15 protein-coding genes are annotated in these 16,747 nt (G+C 67.7%); 4 read left to right on the top strand and 11 right to left on the bottom strand.

Annotated features, from left to right (window positions below; genetic code table 11):
• Positions 1 to 259: 259 nt before the first annotated feature.
• On the bottom strand, positions 260 to 883 hold the full coding sequence (locus BJ987_RS34560) for a TetR/AcrR family transcriptional regulator (RefSeq protein ID WP_209897231.1): 624 nt from the start codon (positions 881 to 883) through the stop codon (positions 260 to 262).
• Positions 884 to 989: 106 nt separating this feature from the next.
• Here BJ987_RS34560 and BJ987_RS34565 point away from each other — a divergent pair, with 106 nt between their 5' ends.
• The gene (locus BJ987_RS34565) at positions 990 to 2,420 is read left to right on the top strand and encodes an MFS transporter (protein WP_209897232.1); all 1,431 of its coding nucleotides are present in this window, start codon (positions 990 to 992) and stop codon (positions 2,418 to 2,420) included.
• Positions 2,420 to 3,109, top strand: a complete 690-nt coding sequence (locus tag BJ987_RS34570) for an SGNH/GDSL hydrolase family protein (protein WP_209897233.1) — start codon at positions 2,420 to 2,422, stop codon at positions 3,107 to 3,109. The genes BJ987_RS34565 and BJ987_RS34570 overlap by 1 nt, the downstream gene beginning before the upstream one ends.
• A 144-nt stretch (positions 3,110 to 3,253) precedes the next feature.
• Here the strand turns inward: BJ987_RS34570 and BJ987_RS34575 are convergent, their stop codons facing one another.
• Complete coding sequence (locus BJ987_RS34575) at positions 3,254 to 4,207, bottom strand: helix-turn-helix transcriptional regulator (RefSeq protein ID WP_209897234.1); 954 nt, start codon at positions 4,205 to 4,207, stop codon at positions 3,254 to 3,256.
• Between the two features lie 96 nt (positions 4,208 to 4,303).
• Here BJ987_RS34575 and BJ987_RS34580 point away from each other — a divergent pair, with 96 nt between their 5' ends.
• Positions 4,304 to 4,720: a VOC family protein gene (locus BJ987_RS34580; protein ID WP_209897235.1), complete on the top strand. Its 417-nt coding sequence runs from the start codon at positions 4,304 to 4,306 to the stop codon at positions 4,718 to 4,720.
• Here BJ987_RS34580 and BJ987_RS34585 read toward each other — a convergent pair.
• Together BJ987_RS34585 and BJ987_RS34590 are read right to left on the bottom strand one after the other, a co-directional pair.
• Positions 4,717 to 5,517, bottom strand: coding sequence for an HAD family hydrolase (locus BJ987_RS34585; RefSeq protein WP_307869845.1), 801 nt, complete (start codon positions 5,515 to 5,517; stop codon positions 4,717 to 4,719). The two genes, BJ987_RS34580 and BJ987_RS34585, sit on opposite strands and share 4 nt — an antisense overlap.
• A 66-nt stretch (positions 5,518 to 5,583) precedes the next feature.
• Positions 5,584 to 7,551 (bottom strand): Hsp70 family protein, encoded by a 1,968-nt coding sequence (locus BJ987_RS34590; RefSeq protein ID WP_209897236.1) that lies wholly within the window; start codon positions 7,549 to 7,551, stop codon positions 5,584 to 5,586.
• A 545-nt stretch (positions 7,552 to 8,096) separates the two neighbouring features.
• Here BJ987_RS34590 and BJ987_RS34595 point away from each other — a divergent pair.
• Positions 8,097 to 8,873 carry an SDR family NAD(P)-dependent oxidoreductase gene (locus BJ987_RS34595; RefSeq protein WP_209897237.1) on the top strand — a complete coding sequence of 259 codons (777 nt, stop codon included), beginning with the start codon at positions 8,097 to 8,099 and terminating at the stop codon, positions 8,871 to 8,873.
• Positions 8,874 to 8,935: 62 nt separating this feature from the next.
• Here BJ987_RS34595 and BJ987_RS34600 read toward each other — a convergent pair whose 3' ends face one another.
• The 7 genes from BJ987_RS34600 to cysT all read right to left on the bottom strand — a co-directional run bounded on the left by BJ987_RS34600 (position 8,936) and on the right by cysT (position 16,637).
• A complete protein-coding gene (locus BJ987_RS34600) occupies positions 8,936 to 10,519 on the bottom strand; it encodes an FAD-dependent oxidoreductase (protein WP_209897238.1) in 1,584 nt (527 codons plus the stop codon).
• A 4-nt stretch (positions 10,520 to 10,523) separates the two neighbouring features.
• Positions 10,524 to 11,528 carry an AurF N-oxygenase family protein gene (locus BJ987_RS34605; protein WP_245366267.1) on the bottom strand — a complete coding sequence of 335 codons (1,005 nt, stop codon included), beginning with the start codon at positions 11,526 to 11,528 and terminating at the stop codon, positions 10,524 to 10,526.
• A 106-nt stretch (positions 11,529 to 11,634) separates the two neighbouring features.
• Entirely contained in the window at positions 11,635 to 12,837 is a 1,203-nt protein-coding gene (locus BJ987_RS34610; protein ID WP_209897240.1) for an Hsp70 family protein, read from the bottom strand.
• A gap of 351 nt (positions 12,838 to 13,188) precedes the next feature.
• Positions 13,189 to 13,806, bottom strand: coding sequence for a hypothetical protein (locus BJ987_RS34615; RefSeq protein ID WP_209897241.1), 618 nt, complete (start codon positions 13,804 to 13,806; stop codon positions 13,189 to 13,191).
• A gap of 226 nt (positions 13,807 to 14,032) precedes the next feature.
• A complete protein-coding gene (locus BJ987_RS34620) occupies positions 14,033 to 15,028 on the bottom strand; it encodes a sulfate/molybdate ABC transporter ATP-binding protein (protein ID WP_209897242.1) in 996 nt (331 codons plus the stop codon).
• Entirely contained in the window at positions 15,025 to 15,831 is an 807-nt protein-coding gene (gene cysW, locus BJ987_RS34625; RefSeq protein ID WP_209897243.1) for a sulfate ABC transporter permease subunit CysW, read from the bottom strand. Before cysW ends, BJ987_RS34620 begins: the two co-directional genes overlap by 4 nt.
• A complete protein-coding gene (gene cysT / locus BJ987_RS34630) occupies positions 15,828 to 16,637 on the bottom strand; it encodes a sulfate ABC transporter permease subunit CysT (RefSeq protein ID WP_209899597.1) in 810 nt (269 codons plus the stop codon). Before cysT ends, cysW begins: the two co-directional genes overlap by 4 nt.
• Positions 16,638 to 16,747: the final 110 nt, after the last annotated feature.

Below are 16,747 nucleotides of genomic sequence, written 5' to 3' on the forward strand. Positions count from 1 at the left end.
AGTCATGAGCACCGGACTTACTCGACGCGGGATCGTCCAGCCAAGACTGGCACGCCGCGGCGCGATCTACTGCTCATAAGCCCAGAATTCGCGGCATCCACGGGCGACCCCACGCGACTGCTCGCGGCATCGATGGGATTGCCGGCGGCGTCGGTGACGCGCCAGCCGCCGAGCGAGACAACCGGGACGTCGCCGCGACGGCGGGCAAGGGCCAGTTCGGAGAGCGTGCCCCAGGACCCGCCGATCATGGCACTGCGGATCAATTCGCCAGCAGGCGATCGACGATGGCTCGCGCCATCGCGACCTTGGCGTCCTCGCCGAGCTGGCGGGCGATGTTGGCGGCGCTGACGACGGCATCCAGTTCGAAGGCGAGGGCTTCGGAATCCAGGCCCGTGAGTGCGTCCTGGTCCTGGGCTTTGCGAATCTCCTTGGCCAGGAAGGTCAGCCAGGCGTCGTGGTCGGCGGCGAGGGCGTCGCGGACCGGGCCGGGTTTGCTGTCGAATTCGGTGAGGGCGGCGGTGCGGAAGCAGCCGCCGGGGAAGACCGGCTCGGTGACGTGGGCGAACCAGCGGTCGACGAGGGCTCGCACGCGGGGCAGGCCGCGCGGCTCCGCCAGGCTCGGGGTGATGATCTGGGCGATGAACACCTCGCGGCCCGCCTTGACGGCCGCCAGTTGCAGTGCTTCCTTGCTGCCGAACAGGGTGGCGATACCGCTCTTGCTGATGCCGAGGTCGGTGGCGAGCCGGCCGATGGACACCCCGTTCAAACCCTCCACAGAGGCCACATCGGCGGCATGGCGGGCGATCGAGGCTCTGGATCGCGCGCCTTTGGCCAGTCGCTGATCGGAGCTCGCGGGTGCTACGGCGCTGGTGAGGTCGGGCATGTCCACCATTCTCGCACCGAAGCCTTGCCAAGACGAACGGTCGGTCGTACTTTTATTGGACGAACGATCGTGCGTTTTGTTCGCAACCTCCTCGAAGGACCTCCTCATGACCGAAGTGTCCGCGCGGCCCGGCAGTCCGCCGACCGCGAAAGCCGCCGGAATCACCCTCTTGATCGCCTGCGGCGCCGCCTTCATCGCCTTTCTCGACCTTTCCGTCGTCAATATCGCCTTCCCCGCCATCGCCCGCACTTACCCGGACACCGCCGCCACCACGCTCACCTGGGTGGTCAGTGGCTACGCGGTCGCGTTCGCCGCGTTCCTCACGCCCGCGGGCCGATTCGCCGACACGCTGGGCCGGCGGCGGATGTTCTTGCTCGCCCTCGCCGGGTTCGCCCTCACCTCGCTGCTGTGCGGGCTGGCGCCGACCGCGGGCTGGCTGATCGCCGGGCGCCTGCTGCAAGGCGTGACGGCCGCGCTCATGGTGCCCGCCGCGCTCGGTCTGGTCCTGAGCGTCACGCCACGCGAGAAGATCGGCGCCGCGATCGGCGCGTGGTCCGCCGCGGGCGGTTTCGCCGCCGTGGTCGGTCCGGCGCTCGGCGGCGGCCTGGTCGAGGCATTCAGCTGGCGGGCGGTCTTCGTCATCAATGTGCCCGTGGCCCTGGCGCTTATCGTCGCCGTACTGCGAACCTCGGTGCCCGACAGCAGAACTCCGGGCAGCGCGTTGCCGGATCCGCTCGGCACCGCCGCGGTGGCGATCGGGCTCGGCGGACTGGTCGCCGGGGTGACCGAGGGCCAACGCTGGGGTTGGACCGATCCGGTCACCCTCGGCTGCCTGATCGCCGGCGTGCTGCTGTTGCTCTTCGCGCTGATTCGCGCACGCGGACACCACAATCCGGCGATCGCGGTCGATCTGTGGCGCAGCCGTCCCTACGCGCTGGCCAACGCGGGATCCTTCGTGTTCGGCGCGGCGATGTTCGCCTGGCTGCTGGCGGGCCCGCTGTTCCTGGACGCGATCTGGGGCTATTCAGTGCTGGCTTCGGCGGGCGCGATGACCGTCGGCGCGGTGGCGGCGATGATCACCGCGACGCTCGTGGGCCGGCTCACCACGGCGGGCGCACGACGGTGGGCCGGGGTTCTCGGCGCGGTACTGTTCACGGCTTCGGTGGCCTGGATGAGCACCGGCATGTTCGGCTCGGAGCCCGCACTGTGGTCGGCCTGGATTCCGGCGGGCATCCTCGGCGGCGGTGGGCTCGGGATCGTGGTCACGGTGCTGGGCACGGCGTCCGCCAGTTCCCTTCCGCCACAACAATTCGCGGCCGGTGTCGGCATGAACCTGACCGCGCGGCAGGTCGGTGGCGCGCTCGGCGTGGCGCTGCTGGCGGCGATCTTCGCCGCCAACCCCGACCAGCCGCTCACCGCGTTCCACACCCTGTTCGCCGTCTGCGCGGGCATCACCGTGCTGGCGGTTGCCGTGCTGGCCATTCCGAGCACCGACCCGATAGCCGCCCCTGTCCCCTCCAGTAAGGAAACATACTGATGCCGAACATAATTCGCACCGAGGCCGACGATCCGCTGGTGCTCTCCGCCGGGGAAGCCCGCCGGCTGCTGGCCGGCGCACCGTGGCAACGCTTCGCGGTCCTCGGCGATTCGATCGCCCAGGGCGTCGGTGACCCGAGCCCCGGCTACGAGCCGAAAGGGTGGGCCGATCGCCTGGCCGCCGTGCTCACCGCGGTGAATCCGAGTCTGGCGTACCTGAATACCGGCAGGATCGGCGCGACCAGCGGACAGGTCCTGGCCGAGCAACTGCAGCGCGTTGTGGACTTCCGCCCCGATTTGGTCCATCTGACCTGCGGCGGCAATGATCTGTTCCTGCCCGGCGGGAGCAGCACGGAGCTACGCGCCAATCTCGAGACCCTGTTCGCCGCGCTGGCCGAAACAGGCGCGCAGGTAACCACTTTCACCGTCTCGGACGTGTGGGAGGTGGAGCGCTTGGCGCCGATGCGTCCCATGCGCGAACGGATGGCGCAGCTGAACGAGATTCTCCGGGACATCGCGGCGCGCTATGACGTGCTGCTGGTGGAATTCTGGGAACATCCGCTGCGGTTGCGCGAAGACCTGATGAGCGCCGACCTGATTCACTTCAGCACCAGCGGGCACGCGGTCGTCGCCACCGAGATGGTGCGCGCGCTGAGCGAGCGGATACCGGCGAAGAACGCGACACACTAAGACCACGCAGCCCCTGCCCCGCCGCCGGGATTCCCGACCGGGTTGCGGGCCAGGCCGTTTCGGCGATCGTGCAGGGTCACCGGAACGGAGTCGGGGCTGTGCCCGGGGAACCCGCCCGGGCACAGCCCCAGCGTGTGCCGCACGTCACTGTGGAAGTGCCGCACCATACTGCCGCACGAGCGCACTGCCGAGGGCAGCCAGTTCGGCGCGGACCGAGGGTGGGCCCAGCACTTCGACGTCCGAGCCCCATCCGGCGAGTTGCCGGGCCACCATGTTCGGGGTGGGCGCGGTAACCCGAACCTGAACGCGGCCGTCGGGTACCGGACCGTCCACTTCGCAGTGCCTGCCCTGCTGATCGCGTAGCACCGGCAGGAGTTGGGCGGAGATGAGCGCGGTGGCCGACACCGCCGCGCGGCGCTGTTCCATCTCCCCCACCACGTCGTCCCAGGCGGCGGTCAGATCGAAATCCGCGGGGCGGTCGGCGGGCTCGTCGGTCAGTTCGGCATCGAGGATGCGGTCCACCCGGAAGGTTCGTTTGCCCTTTTCCGTACCCGCGACGAGGTACCAGACAGCGTCCTTGTCGACCAGACCCCAGGGATCGACCAGACGCCGCGAACGTTTGCCCGCGCGTTCGTAATCCATTCGAACTCTGCGTCTTTCGACCACCGCACGTTGTAGCAGCGTCACCGTGCCCGGGCGGGTCTTGTCCCGCTGACCCCAGCGGGCCGGATCGATCACCACCGCGTCGGCGGCCGCCTGCGCCTCGGCCCGGAACGTGGGCGGCAGGGCGCGCACCAGCTTGCGCAGGGCGGACTTCACCTCGGGCTCCCCGCCGGTCGACGAGCCCGCCAGCAAGAACAGCGCCCGGGCCTCGGGAGCGTTCAGACCGCTCAGGTCGGTGCGGGCGCCGCCGACCAGTTGCCAGCCGCCGCCGCGGCCCGGCTGCGGGTACACGGGCACACCGGCGGCGGACAGCGCCTCGAGGTCGCGCCGCGCGGTGGCGACCGAGACTTCCAATTCGGCGGCGATCTCCGCGGCCGTCACCCGGCCCCGGGTCTGCATCAACAACAGGGTCGCCACCAAACGGTCCGCTCGCATAGGAAAATTCTCTCTCTAAAAGTGCTCATTCGGTGCGCACTTTGAGCGCGATCCTTGTTATACAACCTGATCGAAACACTCGCCAAGGAGACAGACATGCTGCGCGGAATGGCCACCACCACCTACTTCGCCGACGACCTGGAAGCCGCGAAGGACTGGTACGCCGAATTTCTCGGCGTCCAGCCGTACTTCCACGTGCCCAACGGCTACTACGAGTTCCGTATCGGCGACTACCAGCACGAACTCGGCATCATCAACCGCGCCTACGCACCGGCCGGGGCGCGCAACGAACCGGGCGCGGGCGGAGTCGCGCACTGGCACGTCGACGACCTCGAAGCCACCTTCGAGCGCCTGCTCGCGCTGGGCGCCAAGGAATACGAGCCGATCACCCCGCGCGGCAACGCGGACTCGGGGTTCGTCACCGCCTCGGTGATCGACCCGTTCGGCAATCTCCTGACCATCATGACCAACCCGCACTACCTGGAAGTGCTGGCGAAGACCGGCGGGTTCTAGACCCGGAACCAGCGCTCGAGCACTTTCGCGACCCCATCGCCGGCGACGTCATCGGTGACTTCGTCGGCGAGGTCGCGGATCTCGTCCACGGCATTGCCCATCGCGACCGAGTACCCCGCCCAGGCCAGCATTTCCCGATCGTTATGGCCGTCGCCGATGGCCAGGGTGCGGTGGTGCGGAATACCCAGCGCGGACCGAAGCCGTTCCAGCGCCCAGCCTTTCGTGACACCCCGGCGCGACACCGTCAACCACGGGCCGAATTCCCCGTGCACCCAGCTGGCGTCGGGCACGTGCAACTTCCGCAGCAGTCGCAGCATCTCCTCCTGCGTACCCGTCGGCCACCAGCCGTTCAGGCGCGGAGTCGGCTCGCTGCTGAGTGCACCGTGATCGACGAGCAGATATTCACCGATGGAGAATTCGCCCGGACTCGAACCGGTGGCCCAGGTCCCGATGCCGACTTTCTCCACGGCGAAGATCATCTCGGGGAACAGCGCGCGCAAGGCCCGCACCGCCGGCCCGGGATCGAAGGTCTGCACCGCCACCGGCTCGGCCCTTGCCACATCGATGTGCACAGCGCCGTTGGAGCACAGGGCGTGCCCGTCGACCAGGCCGAGTTCGGTCAGCACCGGCCGGGTGGTCAACAGCGTGCGGCCCGTCGTCACGACCACGTGCACACCCGCGATCACCGCCGCGCGCACGGCATCGACCACCCGCTCACTGATCGCCGACCCGGTTTCCAGCAATGTGCCGTCCACATCCAGCGCAACCAGCTGCGGACCACCCCCTAGAGCTACCACCAGCCCATTGTGCATCGGCGCATGCCACGGCGTCATCCATCCGGATTCCACGCCGACGAACAAGCGCTACTTGTCGTAGCCGTCTCCGCCGCCGGAGCCGCCCGAATCGCCGGAGGACGAAGTTCCGCTAAATGAATCGCCGGAAGAGGAGGTACCCGACGACGTTCCGTTGCTGGACGTGCCCGAGGAGGACGTGCCGCTGGAGGAGGTGCCGGAAGAGGTGTCGCTCGTCGAGGTGCCCGAGGAGGAAGTTCCGTTCGATGAGGTTCCGGTGGAAGTGCCCATGCCCGAGGACGAGTCGGAGTTGGTGCCGCCGGAGTTCGCGCCACCGCCGGAGGTGTCGCCGGAAGACGTTCCGCTGGAGGACGTTCCGTTCGAGGCGCCGGTTCCGCCGGAGGAGGGGGTACTGGCTCCGGTGCCTGCGCTCGGGGTACTTGCCCCTGTGCCAGCGCTCGGGGTACTCGCACCTGTGCCAGCGCTCGGGGTACTCGCTCCCGTGCCAGCGCTCGGCGTACTGGCACCCGTGCCTGCGCTCGGGATGGACGCGCCGGTGTCTGTTGTGGGTGCGGACGGCAGCGAAACCGCTGGCACCGCAGAGGAACTGGCTGCTTGATCCGCGGGCAAGCTGACGCTGGGGATCGGGTTGGCGGCCGGTGGGACCGCAGGGCCCGGAGCCGGGTTCGGGGCCGGCGCGGGGTTCGGGGCCGGCGCGACAGGCACGGGCTTGGAACGCCCGAAGGGGAGCGGATTGGTGAATCTGGCGGGGTTCGCGTACAGCGTGCCCGTGGAACGCGCTGTGCCACAACAGTCCTGCTGCCGTTCAACCCTCGAGCGGGTCGATTCGGACATGGTGGGGCCCTGGGGTCTCTCCGCTTGCGGACCCGCCTGGGTGACGGCCGACCCGGCAGGGAGTCCGCTGGCGTAGCCGACCAGGGTCGCCTCGACCGCTCGACGGGGTACGCCTGCCGCGAGACTCAGGTCGAGCATCACATCGCCGCTGGGCTCGTACAGTAGGACGTCGCTGGACGGCCCGAGGTTCGGAAAGTGCTCCAGCAAGGGCGACAGGTCCGGATCGACGCCGCCCCCGAACACCGTGGCCGCCGACAGGGCCAACGCGGAAGCGACTGCGGCGCTGGAGAATACGGCAACCCGGGGTGGATGCTGCGGGCCCTCGGTGGGCGCGAAGATCCGCACGGCGAACTGCGCGGCGCCGGCGGCGACAACTTGCCCGGGATCGGCCGACACCACCACCGGTCGGCCCAGTTCGGCCAGGGTCCGCGCGACCTCTCGCGGCCGGGCGGCGCCGCCCACCACCAGGATCCGATCGATGTCGGACAGCGTGCGCCCACTGCCGCGCACACACTGCCGCACGAGATCGAAGGACTTGCGGATATGCGCCGTCCGTAACGCGTCGACATCGCTGATCGACATCGACGACACCAGCCCGTCCGGGGTACTGCCACGGGCGCAGCGGGCGATCCGCGCTCCGAGCGGTCGACCGCCGAATTCGTAGGAGCGCAACGGCTTTCCGATGATCGGATGGTTGTCCCAATCCGGCCCGACCCGGACGACAGCCACATCGAGACTGTTGCCGCCGAGGTCGTAGACCAGGACGAAGCCCGGCTCGAACGGCCCGTACTCGGTTTCCAGCCACTCCGCGGCTGCGACAGGCTCGGGCACCAGCATCACGTCGCGGGCACCCGCGAGGTCTAATGCCTGGCGTAATAGGCGCACCTGTTTGTCCGAGTAGATTGCGGGATAGGTGGAGACGGCCCCCGCGATGGGCTCCTCCGTACCGGCCACCAGCCCGTCGACCACCGCCGCGACCATATTCGCGGGCGAGAACAGCCGGCCGCCGACGACCACCGATTCCGGATCGCGGGCAAGATCCGCGAAATCGCTGATAGCCGTGCTGAATTGGGGCGCACCACCGACCTGGGCGACGCCCACCCCGTCGAAGGTCACCGCCGTGCGCCGGGTGCGCACCGATGGGCGCGGACGCCCACCGGTCACCATGGCGGATACGGAGTTCACTGAACCGATGCTCAAACCCAGCACTGTAGTCATTTCGCTATCCCGTCAACGCACCGTGACCACGTCCAGCACACAGTCGAACCATGTGGCCGCGGTCGTCTTCCAAACAGCTCCCACAGGTTAACTGGTAAGGCGTCGTTTTCGAATTCGAATTGATATGAAACGTTTGGGTTCCGACCGTTCTGAACCATACGTCCAGGTAGATCGGCTGTCGAAAAACAGTCCAGCCCCCTGTACAGATAGGGATTCACCCGTACCGCCCTGGATTCCGCAATCATCCAGCGACCCAAAACAATACGGCCGGTCGGCTTGAAACGCGGCCCCGGTCGGCACCTGGACAAGCCGGGCATCACACACCGACTAGTCGGTAACCAAGGTATTGCCGCTCCATCCAACGGGGTCCAGCGGGGAGGCCGCACCCAATGCATGACGCGTCAAACGCGAGGACTGATTTCCGCCAGCTTCAGTACGGCCACTGCGATTGACTGACTTCGGCGACGAGCTCAACCGAGCTGGATTCGCAAGCAACAGAAGGGATATCGACAATGTCGACACGGTTCGCGAACAAGGTCGTGCTCATCACCGGCGCCAGCTCGGGCGTCGGGAAGGCCCTGGCCATCCGGGTGGCGGCCGAAGGAGCGGCGGTGGTCCTGGGTGCGCGGGGCAAGGACGCCGGCGAGCGGGTGGCAGCCGATATCCGCGCCGGGGGCGGCCGGGCGCTGTTCGTCCCCACCGATGTGACCGTCGAGGCGGACGTGGCTCGCCTCACGCAGGCGGCGCTCACCGAATACGGCCGCCTGGACGCGGCGTTCAACAACGCGGGCGCCGTGCTGGCCTATGGCCCCGTCTCGGCGGCCGAGGCGGGCGGCGTCGCGGAACAGGACTGGCGCGCCGACCTGGAACTCAACCTGACCAGCGTGTTCTTCGGTATGCGGCACCAGGTTCCGGCGATCCTCGGTTCCGGCGGCGGCGCCATCCTGAACAACGCTTCGAATCTGGGTGTGGTCGGCATGGGTTCGGTGGCACCGTATGTCGCCGCCAAGCACGGCGTCGTGGGTCTGACCCGCGCGGTCGCGCTGGAGACCGCCGAGCAGGGCGTGCGGGTCAACGCGATCGCCTCGGGTGCGATCGATACTCCGGCGTTCCGCGCCTCGATGGGGGCGACGCCGGAGGGCGAAGCCGCTGTGGCGGCCATGCACCCGATGGGCCGGATCAGCCGGCCGGAGGAGATCGCGTCGTTCTGCGCCTACCTGCTCAGCGACGAAGCCAGCTTCGTCACGGGCGCGGCATTGTCGATCGACGGTGGCTTCACCGCACGCTGACCGTCGTACCCGGAAATAAGTCGTCCCGGCATGGACTCAGCATGCCGGGACGACGGTACTGCTCAGGCGCGAGCGAGCAAGCGCCGCAACGGATTTCGACGTTGCACCGTGCCGGTCGCCTGGACGGCGGGTTGACGCGCCCGAACGAGGCGATCGAATTCCATCGCGCTGCCTTCGGGCCGGCGCAGGCGTCCGGCGTTGAAATCATCGGCCAGCTGCTGCACCGTCTGCTGTGCGCAGGATTTGTTGGTGCCGATGAAGCCGGTCGGGCCACGCTTGATCCAGCCGGTGACATAGGCGCCGGGGAACACCGCGCCACCGGGCTGCTCCAGCACCCGGCCATCCAGATTCGGAATCACGTTGGCGCGCTCGTCGAAAGGCAGACCCGGCAGCGGGACACCGCGGTAGCCCACGGAGGCGAGCACCAGACCCGCCTCGAGTTTCTCGGTCTCGCCGGTGGCCACCGCGCGAAGCACTCCGTCGGCGTCCGCGACGAGTTCGTTGCGGCTCACGCGCACACCGGTCACGCGTTCGGAACCGAGAATCTCGGTGGGAGAAGCCAAGTACCGGAACACGATTCGCTTGCGTTTGCCCGACGGGCGCGCGGCCACCCCGTGCAGCAACTTGAGCTTCTGCGTCACGTGGAAGGGCAGTTCTCCGCCGAGTTCCGGCAGTGCTCCCTCGATCGCGATGTCGACCTCCGAACCCAGCAGACCGACGAATTCCGGGACGGTGAAAGCGGATTCGGCCGGACCGCGACGACCGAGGATGACGACTTCCTCGACTTTGCTGTCCCGCAACGCCCGCAGCGCGTACGGCGCGATATCGGTGCCCGCCAGCGCTTCCGGATCACTGGTCAGGATTCGGGCCACATCGAGGGCCACGTTGCCGTTGCCGACGATGATCGCGCGCCGCTGCGACAGGTCGATGCTGTCGTCCGCGTGGTCGGGATGCCCGTTGTACCAGGCCACGAAGTCGGTGGCGGAGGTACTGCCCGGCAGGCCCTCTCCGGGTATCCCCAGCTTACGGTCCGACGACGCGCCGACCGCGTAGATCACCGCGTGGAAGTGCCCCAGCAGTTCCTCGTGCGAAACATGCTTGCCCACTTCGACATTGAGGTACGAGGTGAATCCGGGCTGTTCGGAGATCACGTCGAAGAGCCCGCTCACCTGCCGGGTCCGGCCGTGATCCGGGGCAACGCCGTGGCGGGCCAGGCCGTAGGGCACCGGCAACCGATCGAACACCGACACCGACACGTCGGGCTGGGTCAGCAGCTCGTCGGCGGCATACATGGCCGACGGACCGGAACCGACGATGGCGACCCGGAGGGGCTCGTGGTCGGTCTGGATCTCGGGCGCGGGCACCGGGCGGGCCAGCAGCGGCCGCGGGCGCGACTCCCGATAGAAGTCCGCGTTGATCTCGATGAACGGCAACTGCGCGTCGGTCAGCTTCTTCGACGAGGAGATCGCGTCGACCGGGCAGGCCGAAGCGCACGCGCCGCAGTCGACGCAGGCCTTCGGGTCGACGTACAGCATCTCCGCCGTCCGGAAATCCGGCTCGTCGGGCGTGGGATGGATGCAGTTGACCGGGCAGGCGTAGACGCAGGACGCGTCGCTGCAGCAGCTCTGGGTGACGACGTACGGCATGAACTCAGCCGGCCTTGACCGAACGCAGCGGCTCGGAGCGGTAGCGGGTGGTGTGACCGTCGATGCCGAGGGCCTTCCAGACGCGCTTGGCGAGCGGGTTCATCAGGCCGATGTCCTTGGCCAGCGTGCGCACATCGCCGAAGAAGTCGCTGAACTCCTGCTTGGCTTCCTTGGTCCCGTAGAACAGTTCCTTGCGGACGTAATCCGGGATGTCGAACTCGCGCCAGAACGAGCGCGGCGGGGTGTAGATCGAGCGGCCCAGGATGAACATGACGATCGGCATGGCGATCGAGAGCACGAACCGGTTGGCCGCGTTCGTCTCGGGCACGTGGTTCTTCAGGAACTCGTGCGCGAAGGAGATATGGCGTGCCTCTTCGGCGACATGGATCGCCATGACGCCGCGCATGATCGGATGCACTTCCTCGCCGGAACGCAGGATCGCCTTCTGGATGTGATCGATCGGCTCCTCACCGGCCAGCACGGCCATGAAGAACAGGTTCGGGAACAGCGCGGCCACGGGAGCGCCGATGTACTTGAACTTGCGCACCAGCGGGCCCATACCGGGCACGTCGATGCCGATCCGGTTCACCATCTCCTGGAACATCAGGGTGTGGTTGTGCTCCTCGATCATCTCGTGGGAGCAGTAGCGGAATTCGGGATCGCCGTTGGGTAGGCCGAAGCTGTGCGTCACCATGCCGCTGATCAGGATGGACTCGAATTGCAAGCCGACCTTGGCCACATTGGCCTGGCGGTACTTGCCGATGGCGATCTTCACCTCGTCCGGCAGCGCCTGATACCAGGGATGGCGACCGAGGGAGTCACCGGACTTGGGCAGGATCCAGCGTTCCTCGCCGGCGTCGGCCGCGAAATCGGGGTTGTCCCAATCGATATCCTCGAACGGGTCGAAGTGCTTGTTGACCGAACCTTCGGACAGCAACAGCAGTTTCGCGGCGTATTCCTGCGCCTTCTCCAGATCTGGATCGACGGCGGGGGTCACGGATGCGGACATCGTCGTCACTGCCTTCCTCATGGGACCGATTTACGTGTTTCCCATAGTTACACCTATGGCCGGTGACGTCAACCTGAGGCTCTTAGGACAGGTGGGAGATTTCCGGTCAGTGCACCCCCAAACCCGCGATGACGGCGTCCGCGGGCAGGGCGAAGGCGAGGGCGACACCGCCCGCGGACATACCCACGGCGGTCGCGGCCCTGGTCAGCCTGCGCCGGGTAAGCCGGGAGAACAGCAGCGCCCGGGTCGGGCGGGAACGCCGGCCGGACCGCGGGGTCGACCGCAACCACGCGGGGACCACCTCGGAGTCGGGACCCCTGCGGTGCGCGCCGGTCCGCCTGCGAACCTGCGACGGATCTTCCCGCGCGGCGGCCGTGCGGCGGGCGAGGATCGCGGCGCCATCGGCGATGGTGCGCTCGGGATCGGGGGCGATGACGACCGGCCGGGCCAGTTCCTCGGAGAGCACCTGCGGGACCTCGTCGGGTCTGGCCGCTCCCCCGACGACCAGCACGCAGTCCACGTCGGCCATCGTCACATCCGCCGCGCGCAGGCAGCGATAGACCAATTCCAGCGAGGCGCGCACGTGATCGGCGCGCAATTCATCCGCGGTCGCGCCGCGCACCGCCTCGGATAGATGGGCGGCCCGGCCGTTGGCGCCCGCTCGCGCGGCGACGAGCGAGCCGAAGGCCCGGCCGCCGAAGTCGGCCGAGCGCACCGGCATCCCGACGATCGGATTCTCCGGACAGCCCGCACCCACCCGGAGCAATGTGACGTCGAGACCCGACCCGCCCAGGTCGTAGATCAGCGCCAGCCCCGGCATGAGCGGGCCGTGCTCGGCCTCCAACCAGGCCGCGGCCGCGATCGGTTCGGCGACCAGCGCGACGCGATCCAGGCCGATCGCGTCCAAAGCCGCGCGCAGTTCACCCACTTGATGCTCGGTGTAGCCGACCGGATGGGTCAGTGTGATGCCCGCCGCGACCGCGCGTGGATCGCGCCGCGCCTCGACGATCAGGCAATCCGCCACGGTGGCAACGAGATCCGCGGGCGACAGCGCGCGGTGCCCCACCCGGGCGGAGGCGGCAGTGCGCTGGCTGAGATCGGCGAACTCGGTGATCGCGCGCCCGTGCTTGGGAATCATGCCGACTCGGGCCAGGCCGGTGCTGTCGAAGGTGAGGGTGGTGCGCCGGGTGACGGCGGGCGCGCGCTCGGCGGTGCGGCGCCTACCCGGCGGAGCTTTGGCCGTTCGATCGTCGGCCAGCGCGGAAACCGTGTTGACCGTACCGATGCTCAAACCGAGACCAACCGCCATCGCAACCACCTGATCGCCGAGCCGAGGTGCTTCGAACCTCACTCACGCAACCACTCCGCGACCCGCCTGCCAACCACCGGACATCCGGTTGTCCGCAATGCCACCGCACTGATACCTGTTGCATACCAGCCGCACCCACCGCGCTGACCTGCCCGAATCCCCAAGCCGACCGATCGGTCGCTGGATCTTGCTCTGGCGCGCCGGATTTCGGCGGCCGCCGGGCCAGGGTTGCCGACCGGCCGCGCGGATTCACAGCAACCGGGCGATACACGTTCTCGCACACCTAACCGCTCCCCCCGCCGCTCCCGAGGGTCGTCCGCACGACCGGACCGGAAGCGGCGGGGCGAGCGGCTATTCCACGAGCAGCTTCAGCGTCAGATGCGCGGCCTGCTCCTGCCACTTGGCGTACGCGGTCGGGTATGCCGAGACCTGCGTTGCCTGTGCCGCCTCCCAGAGCGGGACCGACGAGTAATTCGGTGCGCTGTCCTCCAGCGCGTCCAGGAATGCGCCCGTGGCGTATTCGGGATCGGTCAATTGTTCCGGCGTGCCCCAGCCGGCCGAAGGGCGCTGTTGAAACAGTCCGAGCGAGTCGTAATCCACGGCTACGGTGAGATTTCGCAACGTCGATTCCTGCAACGCGGTGGCCAGCGCCACCACCGCCGCATAGGGCGGCATACCGCGGCGGGCCACGACCTCGACGATGCGGCGGGCATTGTGCAATTGCTCGGCATTCGGATCGAAACGCTCTTGCTCGCCCTCGATTCCGGTGGGCAGCAGGTGCGCCAGGGTGAGCCCGGCATAGGGATCGGGGCAGGTGATCTCATGGCTCTTAACGGCCAATTCGACGGGCGGATCCGGAAGCCGCAGCCCCGCGGCACGGGCCGTGGTGACGGTGGCCGAATTGGCCGCGAAAACAACGATGACACAGCAGAGAGCAGTAGAAACAAACACGGGTAGTCGTGTCGTCATGGTCTCCATGCATTCTTTGCCGGCGCCTGGAGCAGAATTCCGCATACAACTTCCCCCGCGCACGCGAAAAGGCTACGGCGAACGAATTGGAAGGTATTCAATTAGTGGCAGTATTCGACCACAACATTTACCGGGAATGGTTATTTCACCCGGCGTGTCGGCACTGTCGAAAGGACGTGCGGCAGCGACAAATTACCCGCGGCAGCCGAAAACCATTGCGGCCGAACTAACCAGCGGGCAGCTCCGGGATACGGGTGGCGCGGGCATAGACGGTCTCACCGTCGGAAAGCCGCAGCGCTTCCGCGTCACCGCGAGTGACCTGCGCGGCGAACAGATCTCCGGTCGCGGCGTTACGCAACTCCACGCGCACTTCGAAACCCAGATGCACCACACGCTCCACCGTTGCCCGCGTGACGCCCGCCGATTCCGCGGTGCCCTCGTGCGCGGCCAGCGCCATACTCGGATCCCGGCCCACGCGAATATCGTGTGGCCGCACCAGATGTCCGTTGAGCCGGGCCACATCGCCGAGGAAGGACATGACGAATTCATTGGCGGGCCGGTCGTATACGTCCTCCGGGCTGCCGACCTGCTCGATGCGCCCGGCGTTCATCACCGCGATGCGATCGGCTACGTCCAGCGCCTCTTCCTGGTCGTGGGTGACCAGCACGGTGGTCACGTGGACCTCCTCGTGCAGGCGGCGCAGCCACTTGCGCAGGTCGGCGCGCACTTTCGCGTCGAGCGCGCCGAACGGCTCGTCGAGCAGCAGCACCTGCGGATCCACCGCGAGCGCGCGAGCCAGGGCCATACGCTGGCGCTGTCCGCCGGACAACTGGGCGGGATAGCGGTGCTGGAAACCGTCGAGTCCGACGATCTCGAGCAGTTCGTCGACCTTCTTCTTGATCTCGGCCTTGGGGCGCTTGCGAATCTTCAGGCCGAACGCCACATTGTCGCGCACCGTCATGTGTTTGAACGCGGCGTAATGCTGGAAGACGAAACCGATATCGCGCTTCTGCGGCGGCACATGGGTGACGTCGTTACCGGCGATGCTGACGATGCCGCCGTCCAGGGATTCCAGGCCCGCGATGGAACGCAGCAGGGTCGACTTGCCCGAACCGGACGGCCCGAGCAGAGCGGTGAGCTCCCCGGCGGGAATGTCGATGCTGACGTCGTTGAGGGCGGCGAAGGAACCGTAGTTCTTCCGCGCATTGGTCACGGTGATCACTTGGCGCCACGCTTACGTTCGAGGAGGGTCATCAACAGCAGGGTCACGAGGGCGATGCCCATCAGCAGGGTCGCGGCGGAGTAGGCGCCGAAGGTGTTGTGGTCGTTGATGTATCGGCCGTGCACCAGCAGGGTGAGGGTCTGGGATTTGCCGGGCAACGCGGAGGACACCATGATGACCGCGCCGAATTCGCCGAGCGCGCGGGCCACGGTGAGCACCACGCCGTAGGTCAGGCCCCAGCGGATCGCGGGCAGGGTGATCCGCCAGAAGGTCTGCCAGCGGGACGCGCCCAAGGTGGCGGCGGCTTGTTCCTGGTCGTCACCGATCTCGTGCAGCACGGGTTCCACTTCGCGCACCACAAACGGCAGCGTCACGAAGATCGTCGCGATCACCATGCCGGGCAAGCCGAAAATGACCTTGAATCCGGCTGATTCGAGACCGCCGAACCAGCCGTTGGCGCCCCACAACAGGATCAGCGCGACGCCGACCACCACCGGGGAGACCGCGAACGGCAGATCGACGATGCCCTGCACCAAGGTGCGGCCCGGGAACCGGCCTCGCACCAGCGCCAGCGCGGTCACGATGCCGAAGACGACGTTCACCGGGACCACGATGGCGACGATGATCATCGACAGCTGGAACGCGGAGATCGCCGCCGGTGTGGTGATGGAGTCGATGAAGCCGCCGATGCCGGACCCGAAGGTGCGCCACAGAATGATGATCAGCGGCAGCACCAGCAGCACGAACAGGTAGGCAAGCGCGACCGTGCGCAATGTGATCCGGGTAGGCCAGGAAAGATTCATCGCGACGCCTGCTCTTTCCGGGCGCTGCGCTCGGCCCACAGCCGCAACAGCAGCAACGCGACGAAGGAGATGAGCAGCAACGCCACCGACACCGCGGCCGCGTTCACCGGGCGGTCGATCTCGATCTGCTTCTGGATGTACTGCGAGGCCATTTCGGTCTTGCGCGGAATCGCGCCGCCGATCAGCACCACCGAGCCGTACTCGCCGATGGCGCGGGCGAAAGCCAGCCCGCCGCCGCTGATGACGGCCGGGGCCAGCGTGGGCAGCACGATCCGGCGGAACGTGGTCCAGTTGTCCGCGCCGAGGGACAGCGCGGCCTGTTCCACCTCCCGGTCGGCCTCGATCAGTACCGGCTGCACCGAGCGCACCACGAACGGCAGCGTGACGAAGGCCAGCGCCACGATCAGACCGGGCTGGGTGGCATTGAGCTGGATATCGATCGGGCTCTGCGGCCCGTACAGCGACAGCAGCACAATGCTCGCCACGATGGTGGGCAGCGCGAACGGCAGATCGATCAGCGCGTTCACGATGCCCTTGCCGGGGAACTCGTCGCGCACCAGCACCCAGGCGATCAGGGTGCCCATGAAGACATTGACAATCGCGACGATCACCGACACGAAGACGGTGATGCGCAGCGAATCCAGCGCGGCCGGAGCGGTCACCGCGTCCCAGAAGCCGGACCAGCCGTCCTCGAACGAGGTGACGGTGAGCGCCGCCAGCGGCAGCAGAACGATGATGCTGAGCCACAGCACCGCGGTGGCGATGCCGAGCGGGCCGACCGAACCGGTCACCCGCAGCCAGGACAGGCGCGGACGCCGAGCCGGGCCGGGCGCGGGGGCCGGCTTGTCGAGCGCTACCGCGCCACCCGGGCCGGAGTCGTCCTCCGGCTCGGTGGTCTTGCTGTCTGTCACAGTCG

Source organism: Nocardia goodfellowii, assembly GCF_017875645.1.
Lineage (GTDB): Bacteria > Actinomycetota > Actinomycetes > Mycobacteriales > Mycobacteriaceae > Nocardia > Nocardia goodfellowii.

Excerpts from the sequence above, each read along its gene's own strand:
- cysW (WP_209897243.1), bottom strand. The coding sequence starts at position 15,831 with ATGAATCTTTCCTGGCCTACCCGGATCACATTGCGCACGGTCGCGCTT.
- BJ987_RS34580 (WP_209897235.1), top strand. The coding sequence starts at position 4,304 with ATGCTGCGCGGAATGGCCACCACCACCTACTTCGCCGACGACCTGGAA.
- BJ987_RS34605 (WP_245366267.1), bottom strand. The coding sequence starts at position 11,528 with ATGTCCGCATCCGTGACCCCCGCCGTCGATCCAGATCTGGAGAAGGCG.
- BJ987_RS34560 (WP_209897231.1), bottom strand. The coding sequence starts at position 883 with ATGCCCGACCTCACCAGCGCCGTAGCACCCGCGAGCTCCGATCAGCGA.
- BJ987_RS34570 (WP_209897233.1), top strand. The coding sequence starts at position 2,420 with ATGCCGAACATAATTCGCACCGAGGCCGACGATCCGCTGGTGCTCTCC.
- BJ987_RS34565 (WP_209897232.1), top strand. The coding sequence starts at position 990 with ATGACCGAAGTGTCCGCGCGGCCCGGCAGTCCGCCGACCGCGAAAGCC.
- BJ987_RS34615 (WP_209897241.1), bottom strand. The coding sequence starts at position 13,806 with ATGACGACACGACTACCCGTGTTTGTTTCTACTGCTCTCTGCTGTGTC.
- BJ987_RS34600 (WP_209897238.1), bottom strand. The coding sequence starts at position 10,519 with ATGCCGTACGTCGTCACCCAGAGCTGCTGCAGCGACGCGTCCTGCGTC.
- BJ987_RS34575 (WP_209897234.1), bottom strand. The coding sequence starts at position 4,207 with ATGCGAGCGGACCGTTTGGTGGCGACCCTGTTGTTGATGCAGACCCGG.
- BJ987_RS34610 (WP_209897240.1), bottom strand. The coding sequence starts at position 12,837 with ATGGCGGTTGGTCTCGGTTTGAGCATCGGTACGGTCAACACGGTTTCC.
- BJ987_RS34595 (WP_209897237.1), top strand. The coding sequence starts at position 8,097 with ATGTCGACACGGTTCGCGAACAAGGTCGTGCTCATCACCGGCGCCAGC.